This window comes from Paenibacillus sp. GCM10027626 (assembly GCF_042676285.1).
Lineage (GTDB): Bacteria > Bacillota > Bacilli > Paenibacillales > Paenibacillaceae > Paenibacillus_Z.
On sequence record NZ_JBHTHC010000007.1, the window covers coordinates 1 to 17,506 of the forward strand.

Genomic DNA, 17,506 nt, shown 5'->3' on the forward strand with positions numbered 1-17,506 from the left:
AAGGGAGTTTAGGAAGAGACTCCACTTGAGGCACGGCGATCCCGTAATCCGAAATGGACAGTTGGTTGGTATTCTCATTGGACATGTTTGTGTTTGACATTGGAACTCCCCCCGGCTCAGATCATGTAAATATGATTATACCACGAAAACGAGAGAATTTGTGAGAAAATGAAAGAAAACCCTTCATTTCATGGAGAAAATGAAGGGATCCGAATCATGAGATTCATCGCACAGGGCAAGTTGTGAAGAATTAATCGACGCTCTCTCTGGAATCTCCTATTCATGCGCTTCCCATTGGCATTCCGTTATCTCCATCTCCCTAAAAACAGATTTAAAAGAAGAATTTCCAGGACTACATGCATAAATCCCCAGTTGAATTTCCCCACTGCCTTCAAATAAATGAAAAATGCGCATTTGTTTATATTCTAAACCATCACATGAATTTTCGATGCAGAAATCGCTTTGACGACGGCTAAGTCTGTAAAACATACTTTTAATATTAGAATTAATATCTGTAGTCGCCCAATCTGAATATCCGTTGTTCGTAACGACGCTTCCTAATCGTTGATACGTTTCATTTTCGTATTCAATTGAAGCCTTGAACCAATTATCACTGTTTTGGTAGATAACGACACCACATTGGTCAAAACGATCTTTGCTATCAAACTCTGTTCTAACAACGAAAGAAAAATATGGCTCATTTATCTTGAATAACAGCGCAGGAGCATTATCGTTTCTAAAACCATAGTAGGTGCGCTGCCAGAAGTCAGTGCCAGGGTCAGTGTTAATAACAACCTCATCTTCCTCAATAGAATAACTCACGGGTTCATTTAGCCAAAACAATTTTTTCGAATCGTATCTCATCAAGCATCCCTCCAGAACTGTTGTTGAACTACCCCTTCTTCTCATGTTAAGGATAATGGATTGTCCTGGAAGGAGCAAGATCGTTTTCTGGACCTGGTCTATCTTGTACATTCGCGACCCGCTTTGCAGCCATTCGGCCGCACTTAGCATAATTTTCTCATCATTAGCTCAATCGGCCCTCTCGTCATCCATTTTCTCCACGTATATGAAAAGATAATGGCTATGATAAAATATGAGGTACCGTACATCATGGCAAAAGCAAGAGAGCGATTTTCCAAATAGCCCGTTATTTGAAGCAGCCCCAATCCGGTCACCACATGTCCGATATAATGTGATAACGAGAACATACCGAGTATTATATTATCGGATACGGTGATCAACACCGCAGCCACAAGCATGAACACCGCATAATAATGAAAAATATCGGCGCTCCAGTCCATTAACAATAAAAGCATGCCGGCAATAAACAAGAAAGCGGCTCTTCGGTAAAAGCTGTTCCGGTTTTGGTGAATAAGCTCCCCGTTCATTGAGCTTCGGGCTTTCGAAGTCAATAGTGTTACTCCGATGCCGGCCAGCACGACAAACAATGCCGATGCTCTTCCTTCAAACAGGCCCGCTATCGCCTGCAGCCATGCCGGCCCGCTGCTCTCTGCCTGCATCGCAAGCTTGTAGTTTACAATAATCATGCGAAGATCGCCAACGCTCTTGCAAAATCAAGGCCAGTGATCCGCGCTTTCGATTGGCTCATTCCCTATCCTCTCCCTGTCAAACGAATGCAAGCTGTTCTTTTAACCCTTTATCACGTTAACCATATATTCCCATTCAAGCTCATTGAATAAAAAATGCCACACATAACTGTTCTCTTGCAAATGCGTTTGAAACGATAGCTGTTCGTATAAATGCTTGGCCCGCGGGTTTTTGCCGGAGACATACAGGCTGAGTCTATCCAGCCGCGGCTCTGACAGCACAAACTGGTGAGCCCGCTCTAGCAGCAGTTTGCCGACGCCCTTGCCTCGATGATCCGGGTGGACAACGACGTCAGCAATATAACATTCCCCCGCCTCCGGCTTATGATCGAGAAAATACAACCCGACCAACATTTTTAGCAGATTCCACTTGCTGAACATGTTGAAATTTTTCCACGAAGGCAGCTTCTGTTTTTCTTGTTTCCTATCTGCCTCCACTTTCCATTTCAAAGACAATGTGCCAACGACTTCTCTCCCTTGCACCGCTACCATTCTTTGGCCGGCCGGCTCAGCAGGATACTGATCAAAAAGCTTTTCGAAAAAAAGCGCAAGCTCTTCGTCATTCAGATTTGTCAGGTGCTGAAATTTCCCGCGAAACCCGTGAACTAACAACTGGCCGACCTGAGGATTGTACTTGAGCTGCATAGGTTCAATCATTATCTGTGCAGCCGTCATGATTGACTCCCCCCTTCCGAATTTGGCGTGCGGCTGATCATGGCCTGCAGCTCGTAATGTAATTTATTTTCACTGAACAGGGATAAATAAGATTTTTCGATGAGGATTAAAGGCCCTGTTATGACATAAGACTGGGCTACAGCATAGTCGCAGAACTCTTCCATCATTGGTTCGAGCTCATGCTCCTCCTCCACCAGCCTCTGCATACAAAGATAATCACCCGCAGGCAAAGAAATATCGCCAGGCGCTTGCGTTTCAGCGCATAAAGCAATGGTGTCCGAACCATCAAAAATATGATGAACGTCCGATTCGAATAAATACGGAATGCGTTTCGGCTGCTCAGCCAGCAGTTTGGCGGTAAGCTTTGCGGTCATATCCATTTCCATCCAGCGGGCCAAATAGGTAGTGTCCTTCCGCTTGATTTGATATTGGTCAGGCTGTGAACTAAAGGTATGCTGTTCATGCAACACTTTCTTGATGAACTGTCGCAGATCTGTAAGCCGCAGCAGTTCCGCCTCCACTTCCCACAAGGAACGGTGAAGCAATTGCCGATACTGGTCTGTAGAAAAGGAAGTCATGCATTCCTTGATGGCATGAACTGGCACGCCCAGCTTGCGGAGTAACAATATTTGTGCGAGCTGATAAATTTGTTTCACGCCGTACATTCTGTACTGATTGTTATCGGTGTAGGCAGGTTCGAGAACTCCTTTTTCCTCAAAGTAACGGATTTGATGAACCGACACGTTCATCAGCTTGACCAATTCACTTATCGTAATTTCCGTCTTCATATGCATCCTCCTAAGGGCTGCGGCTTGGAATACCTTAACAATACACCTTAGGTCTGACCTAAAGTCAAGAAATTTTTGTTCAGTATTTTTGCCAAGAAAAAGAACGATCAGAGCCCGGCCTTTCGGCCGAGCTCTGAATCTATGACTATCCTATAGCAATGAACATCGCCAGATGAGCACCTAGCTATACATACAGAGATTGTATAAACATCGCCGATTCCGATATAAACCGCTCGCACGCTTCTTCCGAATAGGGAGTCGTCTCGATCTCATACCCTCTTAATCCTTCCCCGAACGCCTCCAGCGTTGGTAGATAGCCGTCATAGCCGTTGGATACACCGGCGGCAAGCGTGAATCGGGCCGGCGAATGTGTTCTGATTTGCCCGGCATAACCATTAAACGTCTCCAATGAGGTAGCAAACAGCAGAATATCACCGATCATCAGCGCATGCATAGTTGCTTCTAAGGATGGCTGATAATAACGCTCATTCGTCGGCAAAGCCACTTTTTTTTGCGCACTTCTTATTGGCGCTCCAGCAACCGTTTGGGCTTGCGGAAGCAAATCGATAATATTTTCACACAATGCTTGCCCCATTTTTACGACCTTCGGATACGTATCGGTCGTCTCTGCCCAAAATTGATTGATTGGACCAACATCGCCGCTAAAGCCTTGAATGAACGTGGCGACGAACTCGCCGCCGAAGCGCTTTTCCAGCCCGCTCATCGCCAGTCCGACAAATTCTGCCGACACTCTGGAAGACGTATGCGTTAATAGTGTCGGATGAACGGCACAATTTACAAGTGCGCCGAGCGGCTCACCATTGGCTGATTCAAACAGCAAGACATGAAGCGAGCGATCTATCGCCAAGTCGTCATTATGGCGCAGATTCGGCCGGCGATTGACTGACACTGCGCATTCTCCGGAAGCGACCTTCACAGTTGCCGGCTGTAATCGGCTTGTCATCTTCTTGATTTCGGCTGCGATCCGCGACGTATACTTCTGTCCGATATAAGCTGGCGCAGTATGCGTATGGGTCGCATGGGTGGTCACTTTGTCGGCAGTTACACCCGCAGCTTCCCCCCACAAGCGCTTCGTGCCCTCGGGGAATGTCGCTGCCAAATAATTGAAGGCAACCTCTTCCACAAAAGGCTTAATGGGCAGAAACGGTTCCTCATTTACTAAACAACAGTCCACACTAATGATTACATTACGCTCTGCGCCATCGTCCAGTATAACAATTTTTGCATACAGTTCATCCAATATATCCTGCGTGGGATTCGCAATATTCGTTGTAACATCGTAGCCTTGCAGTGGAGCGTATTCCTCTGGCGTAATGTTCACCTTTCCGAATGCAGCCCGCAACGTTTCCGGCATGACAGCCATCCTCCTTCACTCCATACAATCTGGTCTTATCCTTTCGTACTGCCAAGCACAATACCCTTTACAAAATATTTCTGCAGAAACGGGTAGACGAGCAGGATCGGCAGCGCGCCCAGAAAGATTTGCGCTGCGCGCGTGGTTCGGTCCGATATTTCTGCAAATTTAAGAATATCGCCCGCGCTCATCTTCATCGGGTCACTATTGATTACGACTAACTGAAGATAGGTAGACAGCGGGTACTTGTCCGGAAAGTTCATCAGAATCATCCCGTCGAACCAGGCGTTCCAGTGACCTACGAGCGTAAACAATGATATCGTTGCCAGAGAAGGAAGCGATAACGGAACATACATCTTCCATAGCACCTTCCAGTGTCCTGCTCCATCCATAAATGCAGATTCTTCAATCTCTTTGGGCAACCCCCGAAAAAAATTCAGCAGCAGAATCACATTGAAGACAGGTACGGCTCCAGGAATAACAAGCGCCCAAATCGTATCAATTAGTCCCGTCTCGCTCACCGTTAAATACCATGGAATCAGACCCCCGCCGAACAAGATGGTAAAAATAAAGTACCACGCATAATAGGTCCGGTATTTGAAAGCGCTCGTTTCTTTGGAGAGCGGATAAGCACATAGAATAGACATCAGCATATTGAGGATAAATCCAAGTGCAACCCGCTGCAACGTAACGAGGAATGACTGGATAAACTCCTGCTTCTGCAAAATATACCGGTAAGAGGACAGTTGAAAATCAACCGGCCACAGCTTTACCAGGCCGGCCCCTGCGGCAGAACTGGAGCTAAAAGAAATAGCCAGCACATGAACAAGCGGGAACAAGCATAAAAAAGACAGAAAAATAAGAAAGGTATAATTGCCGGCGATAAAAGCCCTGCGGCCAATCGACAGATGATGATGCTGCAAAAAATTCCCCCCTCTCTTCAAAATATGCGATAGTTGGCCAAACGATAAGCCATATAATAGGAAATCGAGATCAGTACAGTGGATACGATCGATTTCAAAAGCCCTATCGCTGTAGCAACGCCGAATTGCGCATCTATTAAGCCCATCCGATAGACTACCGTATCCAGAATGTCTCCACTCTCATAGATCGCTGGACTATAGAGATTGAAGATTTGGTCAAATCCGGCATTTAACACATTGCCTAAGCTTAATGTGGTCATCAGGATAACAATCGGCATCATGCCAGGAAGAGTAATATGCCAGGTTTGCCGCCAATGGGAAGCGCCATCCATAATGGCTGCCTCATATAATGTAGGATTAATCCCGGTAATGGCTGCCAAAAATACGATTGTACCAAAGCCAAATTCCTTCCAGACCTCCGATACTACCATTACATAAGGAAACCATTTATTCGATCCCAGGAAGAATATAGGGTCAATTCCTGCCAGTTTCAATATTTGCGCAATAATTCCTTGAGAAGGCGATAAAATATCGATCAGGATCCCGCCCAGTAGTACCCATGACAAAAAGTGCGGCAAATAGATTAGCGTCTGAACGCCTCGTTTGACCACTTCCTTCTTCACTTCATTCAATAATAGCGCAATGATTAGCGGAGTAATCAAGCCCGCGATTATTTTCATCGAGGCGATGTACACCGTATTCCACAATACTTGTAAGATATCCGGCATTTGCAGCACATAACGGAAGTTCGCCAGCCCGATCCAATCCGATCCGAACAAACCGTTCGTGGGAAAAAAATTTTGAAATGCGATGGAGATGCCAGCCATGGGGATATAATTGTAAATAAACAAGATGACTACGCCTGGCAGCAGCATCACATGCAAAGGAAGTTCACGAAGAAGCCGTCTCCTTGATTTTGTCATACCCATTATCTCTCACTACCTCTTCCAGCTATTGCATTGCAGCCTGAACTTCCCGGGTAATATCATCACCGCCAAGTTTTTTCCAATTGGCGACGAACTCATCAAAGGAATCAACGGAGGCTTCGCCCATTATAATTTTCGTAAAGGCACTCAGCTCCAATTTGGCCAGTGTATCTCCGTGCTCGACCATTTTCGGTGTCGGTACCCCGATAAATTCCGTTATTTTAAAAGCATTGTTTTTGTCGTATTCAGTCAAGACGGATTGCGAACCTTCGGGACCGAAATCCATGTAGTAACCCCATCCGTTGATAACTCCATTGAGATATTCTTTCATATGTTTATACACATCCGGCTCACCTGAGTTGGGGTTCAACACAGATTCATCATTATTATCGATGGCGGCATTCACATTTCGATAGGCATCAAGATTTTGCGTCGGAATTTGATTATGGACGAGCCTGTACACCCACTTTTCAACCCCATTATTGAATTCAAGCTTCGGTGCCAGGTTCCGTTCCGGATATTTCTTGCTCCATAATACCAGGCTTGCGTTCATCATTTTCACTAAAGCCTCAGGATGTTCAAATCCTTTACGTACCGCATAATAAGCATTAATCGGATAGCCGGCCTTCGGTTTGGCGGGTGTATCATCGATCGACAACAGCGGATAAGGCTTCCATTCCATTTCAGGGTCCTGATTTTTGCCCGCTTGCAAGTAAAGCGGCAGCCAGTCGACAGAGTAAGTGATTCCTATTTTCCCGGCGTTAACCATTTGTCCTACTTTATCCGCGTCTTTAACAACTAACTCCTGATCGAGCGTCCCATTCTTATATAGCGCTTGCAGCTCCGCCAAGGCCGTTTTCATTTCCGGTTGAATACTGCCGTAAACGATTTCCCCGGCTTCATTCTTGATCCAAATTTTCGGATAGGCATGATAACTGTTGAAGAAACCGTCCACCCCAAACAAATCCGTATACAAATCTTTGTTGACGACAAATCCATACGTATCCTTAACATTGTTGCCGTCCGGATCCTGATTCACGAAAGCTTCTGCGATTTTCAGGACGTCATCCATCGTTTTAGGTTCGGGCAAATTCAGCTTTTTGAGCCAGTCGGTGCGAATCCATAATAACGGCGCCGAGCCTGTATAACCGCCGAGCCAAGGCAGCGCCAAAATTTTTCCGTCCTTCGTCACGGTGTCGAGGCCAAGCTTCCCTCCGCCCGTGTAGATCTTTTTCAAATCCTCTGAACCGTATCGCTCAAGCGCTTCGCTCAAGTCTTCCAGCTGATCCGTCTCGGCCAGCCGTTTAAACTGATTGCCGCCAAGCGGCATAATGTCAGGCAGCTTACCCGACACCATCGTAGCATTCATCTTTTGATCAAATTGGTCGGAGACCCATAAATACTTCAGCTTAATGCCAAACTCGCTTTCATAGAAATCCATCCACCCATTCTTTTCATAGGTTTCCCCTTCGTCAAATTTTAAAATAGTGGCTGCCCGGACAGCAGTCACCTCAATAGGCGGATCATACTTGCCGAATGGGTCATAGCTGTCCTTGTTGTTCGAACTGCCGGTTGGCGTCGTCTTTGGCGCATTGTTTGCCCCAGTATTCGGTTTGTCATCCGGGCTGTTGCTGCTGCAAGCCGTGGATAAGAGTGCACATACCAGTACAGCGCCGACAGTGCCATTCAATCGTCTGAGCTTCATACCATAATACCCTCCCGTTTTTTAGATGTTGTACTTCCTTTTGTATTTACAGCTTAATTATAGTGAACCGACAAGCCGCAAGATACGAGCATCCTTTTACTTTTCTTGACCGCTGTTATCCATTTCTATCAAGCTGCTGAAAGGTATCCCGGTATTCTTGAGGCGTCACATTGAACCACTTTTTGAATGAACGGGTGAAAGTCGGCGTGGACTCATATCCGACCTCAGCGGCGATCTGGTGGATCTTCATCGCAGTTTCAGATAATAACTCCTTCGCTTTTGTCATACGGCACTCGGTAATGAAATTGAATAAGGTTACCCCCGTCTCTTTTTTGTATAATCTGGACAAGTAAGCCGGACTGTGGTTCACGAAAACAGCCAGACTCGTTAACGTCAATTCTTGCTCCAAATGGGTCTTAACGTACTGCTGGATAATTTGAATGGTTCTTTGTGTGCCCATATCCGAGTGGTTTTGCCTGCCCGCGAACAATAACTGAGCGAATTCCAAGAAATAGTGAACAATGTCTTCCCATCTTTCATGAGCATCAAACTGTGTCATTTTGCCGATATTGATTTTAGAAGAAAGAAGATGCAGCATCCCTGTACGATTAGCGTAAGATAACAGAGCAAGAGAAACGGAATAAAAGCGTTCAAGCAGGTCGGTATTCCTACAAGTGGGTTCTCGCTCCACGATCTGCCCGTAGAGTTCCATGAATGCACCGGATTGACCGCTTTCCAGATATTCTTCCAATTGCCCAAGCTGTTTCCTAAGCTTATGCGAACCTGCAAAATACTTGCGATTTTTATCAATATCTACACCGCCAAGCCGATTCCCATCTTGAATCAACAACTCCTGCTTGCCATCGAAACCGTGTCCGAGCAACATCTTCAAATAATTGAATTGCTTGCCGAATCCCTCCCAGCTAACTGCTTCAGAACTAATGGCAAAGGAAACCGATAGCTTCAGCATTTGCTTGCACGCCGACTGCGCATCCTCCATAATTCCTTGCCCGCTGGCGATCAAGCGCTTCCATAGCTGATCCTGCTCTGCTTTCGAGCCGTTTGAACTGACCGGTTGCAGTAACCAAAGGAACTTATAATGATCGAAGACCACTGACACGCATATAGACACAGCACCCAAATATTCATCCACGATATTTTGCACGGCAAAGGCTAGAAGCTCCCGATCCTTCCCGCACTTAACATGATCCCAGTTATCTATCCTTCCTATAATCTGATAGACGGGTTGATTGGCTTGAAGCGGCATTTCAACCTGCCGGAATTTCTGAGTCAATAGCGCCGGGGAAGGATTATGATCGTAAATCAAATCGAACAAAACATTTTTTTGCGCGGCTGAGAGCGCCAGCTTCAGCTTCGTTCGCGTCCGCAAGGCATAGCTTTCGGACTGGGCCTGTGCGTCGATGATGGCAATGGCCTTCTCTACCGATTGCAGGATTACATCATCCTTCTCATGCTTAAGCAAATAATCGCTCACACCGCCGTTTCGTATTGCTTGCTTGGCGTACTCGAATTCATTGTACCCGGTCAAAAAAATGATCTTGCACAGCGGCCATTTTTCCACAATGAGCTTTTGCAGCTCAATGCCGCTTAATCCCGGCATGCGAATGTCGGAGAGCACCACATCCATACGGTGCTGCTGCAAAACGTCCAAGGCGGCATAGCCGCTGTATGCGCGGTAAATCTCCAGATCCAAATGGACGGCCTCGCGAAACAATTGATACATACTATTTACGATAATCGGTTCATCGTCGACAATTAATAGTCTGTACACATGGATTCTCCTCTTTCCAATCGGCTAAAATTCGAAGGCTTTCGTATTGAAGTCTACAACGGCATCAAGATTCGTAATAGGACTGCCAAAGCTGAATTTCGCTCCCCCGTGTACTTCCACGCCAGAAATCGGGCTTTGCACCGGACTAATGAAGGTCATTACGGCTGAAGCAAGCGCCTTGGCCTTCGGTGCCATATCAACAGTGACTGTGCTCAGGGCTGTTCCGGATAGAACGACTGCGCGGCGTTCGAAATAACGCTGTACAATTTCTAATGTCTCCCCTTTCGTACGATCATCGTTGCTTGCGCATAAACCAAAGTCACCCTGATTAATTCGAACACCGGTAAACTCATACCAAGCTGGAGAGTCCGGCATCCGCAGCTCCAACATAAACCAGGAATCCTCGGTTAAACTGGCATGTGGGCCTACCCAGAAAGGAAAGGTAAATTCCTGAAAGCTGGATGTCAGTGCGACGTTTTCCGCTTTGATTTCCGCCGGTTCAATGGCTGACCGCGAATAAGCCGCTTGCGCGACGACACGCAAATTGGCAGCCGAGGAAGCACGGGCGAACAATTGAACAGTACATACATGACCTGCCACTTCACTTAAGGCCGGCACCATGAAATAAACGGATTTGTAACTGCCGGTGCCTCCCGGAGCGAATCTCAGCGCGTACTGTGATTTTCTTGTCCGCATTAAGTCGGCATTGTTCAATTGAACACGAGATGCAGAACAAGCTGTAAAATCGGTCTTGACATACCACATATCTGCCAGTGGCGTAAGCTTGCTCGGAGGAACCGTAAAATTATCACCCAACTGAGACACCGCAAGCGCGCCGTTTACGACTTTTTTATGATGAACACCGTCTACATCAATGACATGAATCGGATTCGAGGTGACCGGCAAAAGCGGCTGGTAAGAAGCTGTAAGATTACGTACCTTGACCGCTTGTCCCGGCTGATCGTTCAAATGAAACACAGGCTGTTGTTCCCCGCCCATGATGAGGGTTACGCCGTCGATGTTGAGGCTGGCGACTACACTGGCATTGGCCGTATCCAGAAACTTCCCCTGGTTGTGCAAATTAACGAAAATATCTTTAACGTTGATCAATAAAATGTTGTTGTTCGGCTGAGGGGTTGGATCTCCCAGACGAATCGAGGTTCCTCCCAGCGGCTGCTCAAAGTAACAATTGACAACCTCCGACATCAGCGAAGGGTAGCCAAGCTGCACGCCAACTGCCGCATTTTCAAAATCGCTCCGGCTGATTAACGTCTTCACGGCATTGGTGTAAATGCCGATACCACCAACAAGCACACCGTGCCATTTGCATTTGTTATCGATGAAATTCAGACGCGAATTGCCTGAACCTCTATAGGCGCCGCTGCGTCCATCATCGATGGCCTTTACAAAATTCTTGGCCAAGTCATCCAATGATTCCCACCGGCACCCCGTAATTTCCGGCCACCAGTTTTGTGCCTCAAAAGTAATCGCCCAGCTGTCAGGATGGCCAAACTGGTTAAAAATACAATTTTTTATGCGTGCCATAAGTCCGGTAAACGGTGCGAAGCTAATGCCGGTTGTCATATTTTTGCCGCCGGTAAAATGAAGCCCCTCCAAAATGTAATGGTCGTCGTTGAAAAGGTTTCCACTGTTGCGTCCATCATCCGCTCCCATAGCCAACATGATGCCTGAACCTGTATAATTCAACGCCTTTGATACGCTTCCTACGATCTCCACCGGCCTGGTAAATCGGACACCTGTGTTGAACGTATATTTTAACGGGGCAGATGCACGGTCAATCTCGACTCGTACCGGTATACCGTCAACAATGCCGAGCGGCTGGGTTCCATTAGGAAACCCATTCACATATCCAGCCAAAGCGATCAGCGCCGCTGTGTCAGCCTGTACTGTTCCGTCAGCGCCAAAATCGACAAGCTGAACTTGAACTTCGGGATCATTCGGATCGAAGTGATTATTAGCTTTTCCCTTTTCCTTGCCTTTTCCCTTCCCTTGCTCGTCCGCTGCAAACGCACCTGATGGTAACAAGCTCCCTGCAACGATCGTCGCTCCGGCAACTCCTAGCGCTGCTAACAACTTTCTTCTGGTAAAACTACCTCCTGCCCCAAACCGTTGTTCAATGGCATCTTTATCCTCTGACATTGTTCATTCCTCCTTCATTAGTTTTGCTGAGGAAACGCTTACATACACTACTCTTTCTATTATAAAGATGCTTTTCTCCCGATCAATGGGCTTATTTCTACTTTTGTTGACACTCATTGTCTTTAATTGGTATGCTCAGTCGTACCAGCAGTCCTCCCAAGCTGCTATGCGCGATTGAAATTCCTGAGCTCTCTCCATATTTAAGCTGAAGCCTGCGGTGGATATTGATCAGCCCTGTGCTTTCTCCGCCATTCTCTACTTGATTCAGCTTGTCCGTTAGGTCGTTGAACGCCGACTCATTCAACCCCGAACCATTATCTTCTACAATAATTCGCAATTGTTCGTCAGTTGCTGCGAAACGGATCGTCAACTTTCCGTGCTCAACGATTTCTTCAAGTCCATGCTTATAGGCATTCTCAATGATGGGCTGTAAGATTAGCCGCGGAATCTGAATTTGATGAAATTGTGCGGGTAATTCTTCAAATATGGCGTTGATCCGGTTGGAAAAACGGACATTTTGTATTTCAACGTAGGATCTGGCATGCTTCACCTCTTCCAAAAGAGAAACTTCCATTTTCGCATTCCGTGTAACATACTGAAAATAGTCCCCTAAATTTTCGGATATTACTTTAGCGGAATCGATGTCATAATTCAGGATCAAGCGATGCAAAATGAAAAAACTGTTATAGAGAAAATGAGGGTTAATTTGCGCTTGCAGCTGCTGCAGTTCTGCATGCTGACGCCTGATCTTCTGTACATAAAGATCATCAATCAAAACCTTTAAATTGCGCACCATCTTATCAAACTGTCTAAACAAGTAACCGAATTCATCTTGATTTGAATAAGAGGCGGATACATCGAATTGTCCCGCTTCCACTTTCTTGAATTGCTCAATTAATCGTCTCAACGGTTTATGTATAAGCATATAAATAATATAGGAAAATACAACAACAACAATCAAAGAACTGACAATTAGCAACCAGAACCAATTTTGATAGGATTTCAGCGTACCGAGTACCTGGTCTTCAGGAATAATGAAAAGAAACCTTGTATCCAAAATCAGAGACTTTTCAAAAAATATGAGATAGTTTATACCTGCTATTGAAATCGTCGACTGTAAACTTTCAGAAGCTTGATTGAAATCCAGTTGACTGCTAATTTTGTCGAAGAGCATTAAATCTGTATGACTTCCTACAGCCCATGTATCACCGAATAATACTGTTTCTCCGTTTGGATGAAAATTTTGCAGTGTAGTTCTAAGCCCATCCGCGGATAGTTCCATTTGCAATATAATGGATTCTTTTTCATCTGAATACTCGGAAACCGAGTAACGGGGTGACTTTAAATTGATATAAAGACGTTCATTCAACGAAGCGAGCGGGAATCCTTTATTGAAGATAGCTTGTGATATCGCCTTCACGCTATTCTTGGTGACTGTATTTTCGCTGGAATTTGCAGTTGTAATCACATCATTTAGCGAATGTACATATAGGCTGGCATCTTTAATAATTGCACTGGATTCCTTGAAGCTCTTTAATTTTTTTTCTAAATAATTAATTGTTTGGGCTTTTTCATAGCTAGATAAAATCGATTCCATTCCAACTAAATTTTGCAATTGCTCATCATCGACGATCTCTTGTTGGTTCTTAAGAATTTGCTGAATTTCATTCTGAAGGGATAATGAATAATAGTGGATTTGCGATTTCATCGTGTTTGACAATTGCGTTTGCACTTCTGCTTTCCCTAGCTCATTCATATAAAGACTGAGACTGAATAAAGGTAAAGTAATCAAAACAAAGGCCAGGATAAGCTTATGTAATATAGATAGCTTTCTTATGTGTGACAGTATCCGCACGATGTTATCCCTCCTAAAAAGAAACCGTTTACATTTTCTTGTTTTAATTATAGCAGAGCATTTATCATACTGCCAAATGACCTATATGATGAAATTTCCCCTTCATTTAAAGCTGATAGCGACCCTTAAGTCAAGAGTCGCTATCACTTTATGTATTGGCTGTTTATTCCGACCACTTTATTTCCTGAAAAGTTCGTGTTTCTGCTGACTCTTTTGCCTTCAAGCAAAGTAGTGCACTTTGCATAGCCTCTTCAAAGGGGGTCTGGGAAGGAAAGCCTTTCGTAATTGTATCAAGCAGGCTTTGACATACGACTATGTCACCCCCACCATGGGTGTCATCCCCAAAAGGAATATCGTATATTTCACTCCGTGTTGTGTGATGCATATTTACATGTATACGGTTTGTATAATAGTCGAACTCCATAGTTCCTTTATATCCCAAAAATCGAAACATTCGCGTTGCCGCTTTATTCCGGGCAAAAAAGTTTTGGGAATAGCTGGCATGCATCCCGCTCTCATATTGGATGATTGCACTTCCAGAGTCCTCATTTCCGGTATCAACTGCAAAACAACACATTTCGCCATGAACAGGTTCCCCCTTTTCCCGATGCAATATTGCACTTTCCGGGCACGTATCCTGCTCTTCGCATGCTGCACATGTCAGTCCAGCCGGTTTATCACCTTTGAATATTTGTTTGGACTTTACTGCACTGATCCAGATCGGTCTTAATTTTAAAATATACTGGATCATATCAAAATCATGAGTTGCTTTTTGCAAAAAAAGTCCACCGGTTTCCTCATCATCCCTGTACCAGTGTTGAAAGTATACTGATCCATAGGAAACATTATTAATCGCCTGTACATGCTCAATTGTCCCTAGAATACCTGATTCTGCAATTTCCTTCGCAGCTTGACCGAGTGTATTCAGCCTCAAAGAAAAAGGTACAGCGACTTCAGTACCGCTCCTTTCATACGCTGACTTGAGAGCCATTAAATCCTTCAGATTAGTGGAAACGGGTTTCTCAAGAATAAAAGGAATTCGTTTCTCCAAAACTTTAATAGCAATTTGAGCATGGGATGAACATCTGGTGCTGATAATAATACCATCCGGTGTTTCATGATCAAGTAACTCATCTACAGTGTCGTAAAAATCGATATGACCTGAGCTTTCCCCAAGTTCATTTTTAATTTCCTCTATCCGGTTATCAACGATAGCTGATATCTTAACATTTTTGTTCATTTTCAACATTAGATTACTTAATACTTTCCCTCGAAAACCATATCCAACAACCGCGATGTCTATCATTTACGTTGTCCCTCCATTTAACCTTTGATATATTTGACATCAATTTCTTTGCTCATAAGCTCGTCGATTATTGCCTCAATCTCAGCCTTTGCTCCTTTCATCTTAATGTAGCTATGCTCCTTGTTGGAGATTTTTCCTGTATTCCATTTGTTTTCACCCATTTCATTCACTTCAACCCAACCCTCATGTTCTACATCCCATAATTCACATTCACCTCGTACACCAATCAAGACAGTAATCGGATCCCAACTGCTCCTGGTTTGTCCCTTTTCTAAATATAGTTCATAAGCTTTGCGTACAGGGTGATCTGCAGCTGTATGACTGAACAATCGTGATCCGGTTAGTACATCTATACCCACTTCATATCCGCAAAATGTTACAGGTGCAGGCCAATGATCGACAACAAATTTCGCTGCAATGGGATGCATTTCGAAATTCCATTCTTTCCCTGATGGATAAACCCCACCCATGACGACCAATCTGTCAACCTTTTCCTTAATCAAAGTTTCGCCATCCCATGGATAAATATCATCGGATTTAGAATTCATTAAATGATATAAATTAATTAAAGGCCCGATTGCGATAATCACTACACTTCGATCAGCGGCTGTTGCCAGAAGTCTTCGATATAAAGTGGTTGCATCCTCAGCATCTCTCCCTTGTCGAAGAGAGTGCAGATAATGCTCAGAGAGGTATATATTATACTTTTGATACACAGCATCATTCAAAAAACAACCATCTTGCAAAGTACCGATTGGAATGTCCGCTCTTCCAAAGTAAGTATTGATCGCGGAAATACATCCGCTTCCCCAAGGGCTTGACGTACAATGCATAACGCCCAAAATTTCTGCTTCCCCCTGATTAGCCAACGATAGCAAGACAGCGAGCGCTCCCGCATCATCGCAATCGGGACCCATATCCGTATCTAAGATGACTGGTATCGCAGCATTCTTTTGACCCTTTTGTTTCAAGACGAATCACCCACCTGCTCTGTGCTTGATTAGCGTTCAACGTTTTAGATTTGAATCAGTCCTGCTGTTGCACAAACTATTATAGAAAAGGATTGACCCGAAAGATACAAGCTTTCTTTTACTTTCCTTGACCTCCGTTATCCATTTGGATCGAGCTTCAGAAATTTGACGTACAAAGAACAGAATCGCTTGCCAGCTCCATCAAACTTTCAACGTATAGACGAGCTCATGTTCTGGCATACACACAAATAAAGAAGCGATCTTGCAGTCGCTCCCCTATTACTTGTCTTATTTTAGAATTCGCTCGAACTCTTTCTGCAAACGATCCATAGCTTCTTTTGGGCCAATCTGCTTGGTTAAAGCTTTGTGTGGACGTAGAATGGAATCGCGATTATTACTGGCGGAATGGGACTTAACTCCTGGCATGTAAATTTCAATCTTCGAAGGAATAGAACAATTAATTAGCGACTTCAACGCTAGGATTTAATGCTTATTTTGGTTGTATCGTCTGTGGGGACGAGAATGTGTACCATAAGTCTCATCTGGATTTGCTATTGAAATGCATGCAGCAACTTAGAGTTTCTTCAAATGAAGGTTTACCCAAATTTCACCAAAACACAATGGTTTGGGGGCTTGTATCGGAGGCCTCCACTTGCAGAAATGCTTGATGAAGACGGCGCCCGTGCTGGGCGTACTATGACAAAAAGCTGGTGTTTTTAAAACACCAGCTTTTTTTAAAATATATGAACGGTTTCTACTCTTGGAATTGTCCAGCCCTCAGTATATGGACCGAGCCGCAGCATAGACTCTCTTATTAGGATTTCAAAATCAACCGGCCGCCCAAACATCTAATTCAATTTTTAATTCAGGTAAACCTAATCCTTTAATATATGCAATCGTCATTGAAGGAGGTGTAGTACCGAATACTTTATCCCATATTTCATCAAAATGATCCCAGTCAATCTCTTCTGTGGCCCAAATGTTAATTTTAATAACATTATCAGGAGTTAACTTTTGAGAAAAAAGGATTTCAACAATATTGCTCATTGTATTTGTTACTTGTTCATTGAAATCTGTAGGGATATGATTGTTTTGATCGATACCAATTTGACCAGAAAATACATACAAATCAGCATTTCTACTTATTTTAGTTACATGACTATAGTTTCCAACAGGTTTCGCGATATTTTCTGGGTTATATCTTGAAATTATATGATTATTGATGTTCATCGTTTAAAGTCTCCTTTTAAATATTTTTTCTCTCAATTTTAGACAGACTTATCCCGCCAAAATCAATTCTAGAAAAAAATGGCAGTAGAATACCCAATGCCCGAAGATAAATATTTTATCGATCTTTTTTTCATCAGGTATTCCCTCCTTCATATTTAAAAGGAATTATTTTATACGTCAGAATTATAAC

Annotated in this window: 14 protein-coding genes; all 14 read right to left on the minus strand. The window is 44.2% G+C overall.

What is annotated here, in order from left to right:
• Positions 1 to 276 precede the first annotated feature (276 nt).
• The gene (locus tag ACFQ0N_RS14755; protein ID WP_379327332.1) at positions 277 to 864 is read right to left on the minus strand and encodes a DUF1349 domain-containing protein; all 588 of its coding nucleotides are present in this window, start codon (positions 862 to 864) and stop codon (positions 277 to 279) included.
• A 143-nt stretch (positions 865 to 1,007) separates the two neighbouring features.
• Positions 1,008 to 1,550: a DUF418 domain-containing protein gene (locus ACFQ0N_RS14760; protein ID WP_379327334.1), complete on the minus strand. Its 543-nt coding sequence runs from the start codon at positions 1,548 to 1,550 to the stop codon at positions 1,008 to 1,010.
• A 102-nt stretch (positions 1,551 to 1,652) separates the two neighbouring features.
• Positions 1,653 to 2,285, minus strand: a complete 633-nt coding sequence (locus ACFQ0N_RS14765; RefSeq protein WP_379327336.1) for a GNAT family N-acetyltransferase — start codon at positions 2,283 to 2,285, stop codon at positions 1,653 to 1,655.
• Positions 2,282 to 3,073: a helix-turn-helix domain-containing protein gene (locus ACFQ0N_RS14770; RefSeq protein WP_379327338.1), complete on the minus strand. Its 792-nt coding sequence runs from the start codon at positions 3,071 to 3,073 to the stop codon at positions 2,282 to 2,284. Before ACFQ0N_RS14770 ends, ACFQ0N_RS14765 begins: the two co-directional genes overlap by 4 nt.
• Positions 3,074 to 3,257: 184 nt before the next feature.
• Positions 3,258 to 4,448, minus strand: coding sequence for a hypothetical protein (locus ACFQ0N_RS14775; protein ID WP_379327340.1), 1,191 nt, complete (start codon positions 4,446 to 4,448; stop codon positions 3,258 to 3,260).
• 35 nt (positions 4,449 to 4,483) lie between these two features.
• Positions 4,484 to 5,371 (minus strand): carbohydrate ABC transporter permease, encoded by an 888-nt coding sequence (locus ACFQ0N_RS14780; protein WP_379327342.1) that lies wholly within the window; start codon positions 5,369 to 5,371, stop codon positions 4,484 to 4,486.
• Positions 5,372 to 5,388: 17 nt separating this feature from the next.
• Complete coding sequence (locus ACFQ0N_RS14785) at positions 5,389 to 6,294, minus strand: ABC transporter permease (protein ID WP_379327344.1); 906 nt, start codon at positions 6,292 to 6,294, stop codon at positions 5,389 to 5,391.
• A 28-nt stretch (positions 6,295 to 6,322) separates the two neighbouring features.
• Positions 6,323 to 8,002, minus strand: a complete 1,680-nt coding sequence (locus tag ACFQ0N_RS14790; RefSeq protein ID WP_379327346.1) for a type 2 periplasmic-binding domain-containing protein — start codon at positions 8,000 to 8,002, stop codon at positions 6,323 to 6,325.
• Between the two features lie 115 nt (positions 8,003 to 8,117).
• Complete coding sequence (locus ACFQ0N_RS14795; RefSeq protein WP_379327348.1) at positions 8,118 to 9,794, minus strand: response regulator transcription factor; 1,677 nt, start codon at positions 9,792 to 9,794, stop codon at positions 8,118 to 8,120.
• A 24-nt stretch (positions 9,795 to 9,818) separates the two neighbouring features.
• Complete coding sequence (locus tag ACFQ0N_RS14800) at positions 9,819 to 11,954, minus strand: twin-arginine translocation signal domain-containing protein (RefSeq protein WP_379327350.1); 2,136 nt, start codon at positions 11,952 to 11,954, stop codon at positions 9,819 to 9,821.
• Positions 11,955 to 12,051: 97 nt separating this feature from the next.
• A complete protein-coding gene (locus tag ACFQ0N_RS14805) occupies positions 12,052 to 13,809 on the minus strand; it encodes a sensor histidine kinase (protein ID WP_379327352.1) in 1,758 nt (585 codons plus the stop codon).
• Between the two features lie 163 nt (positions 13,810 to 13,972).
• Entirely contained in the window at positions 13,973 to 15,115 is a 1,143-nt protein-coding gene (locus tag ACFQ0N_RS14810) for a Gfo/Idh/MocA family protein (RefSeq protein WP_379327354.1), read from the minus strand.
• 17 nt (positions 15,116 to 15,132) lie between these two features.
• On the minus strand, positions 15,133 to 16,086 hold the full coding sequence (locus ACFQ0N_RS14815) for a nucleoside hydrolase (RefSeq protein WP_379327356.1): 954 nt from the start codon (positions 16,084 to 16,086) through the stop codon (positions 15,133 to 15,135).
• Between the two features lie 828 nt (positions 16,087 to 16,914).
• Complete coding sequence (locus ACFQ0N_RS14820; RefSeq protein ID WP_379327981.1) at positions 16,915 to 17,310, minus strand: RidA family protein; 396 nt, start codon at positions 17,308 to 17,310, stop codon at positions 16,915 to 16,917.
• Positions 17,311 to 17,506: the final 196 nt, after the last annotated feature.

Coding starts and splice junctions, on each gene's coding strand:
- ACFQ0N_RS14755 (WP_379327332.1), bottom strand. CDS start 864: ATGAGATACGATTCGAAAAAATTGTTTTGGCTAAATGAACCCGTGAGT.
- ACFQ0N_RS14760 (WP_379327334.1), bottom strand. CDS start 1,550: ATGATTATTGTAAACTACAAGCTTGCGATGCAGGCAGAGAGCAGCGGG.
- ACFQ0N_RS14765 (WP_379327336.1), bottom strand. CDS start 2,285: ATGACGGCTGCACAGATAATGATTGAACCTATGCAGCTCAAGTACAAT.
- ACFQ0N_RS14770 (WP_379327338.1), bottom strand. CDS start 3,073: ATGAAGACGGAAATTACGATAAGTGAATTGGTCAAGCTGATGAACGTG.
- ACFQ0N_RS14775 (WP_379327340.1), bottom strand. CDS start 4,448: ATGCCGGAAACGTTGCGGGCTGCATTCGGAAAGGTGAACATTACGCCA.
- ACFQ0N_RS14785 (WP_379327344.1), bottom strand. CDS start 6,294: ATGACAAAATCAAGGAGACGGCTTCTTCGTGAACTTCCTTTGCATGTG.
- ACFQ0N_RS14790 (WP_379327346.1), bottom strand. CDS start 8,002: ATGAAGCTCAGACGATTGAATGGCACTGTCGGCGCTGTACTGGTATGT.
- ACFQ0N_RS14800 (WP_379327350.1), bottom strand. CDS start 11,954: ATGTCAGAGGATAAAGATGCCATTGAACAACGGTTTGGGGCAGGAGGT.
- ACFQ0N_RS14810 (WP_379327354.1), bottom strand. CDS start 15,115: ATGATAGACATCGCGGTTGTTGGATATGGTTTTCGAGGGAAAGTATTA.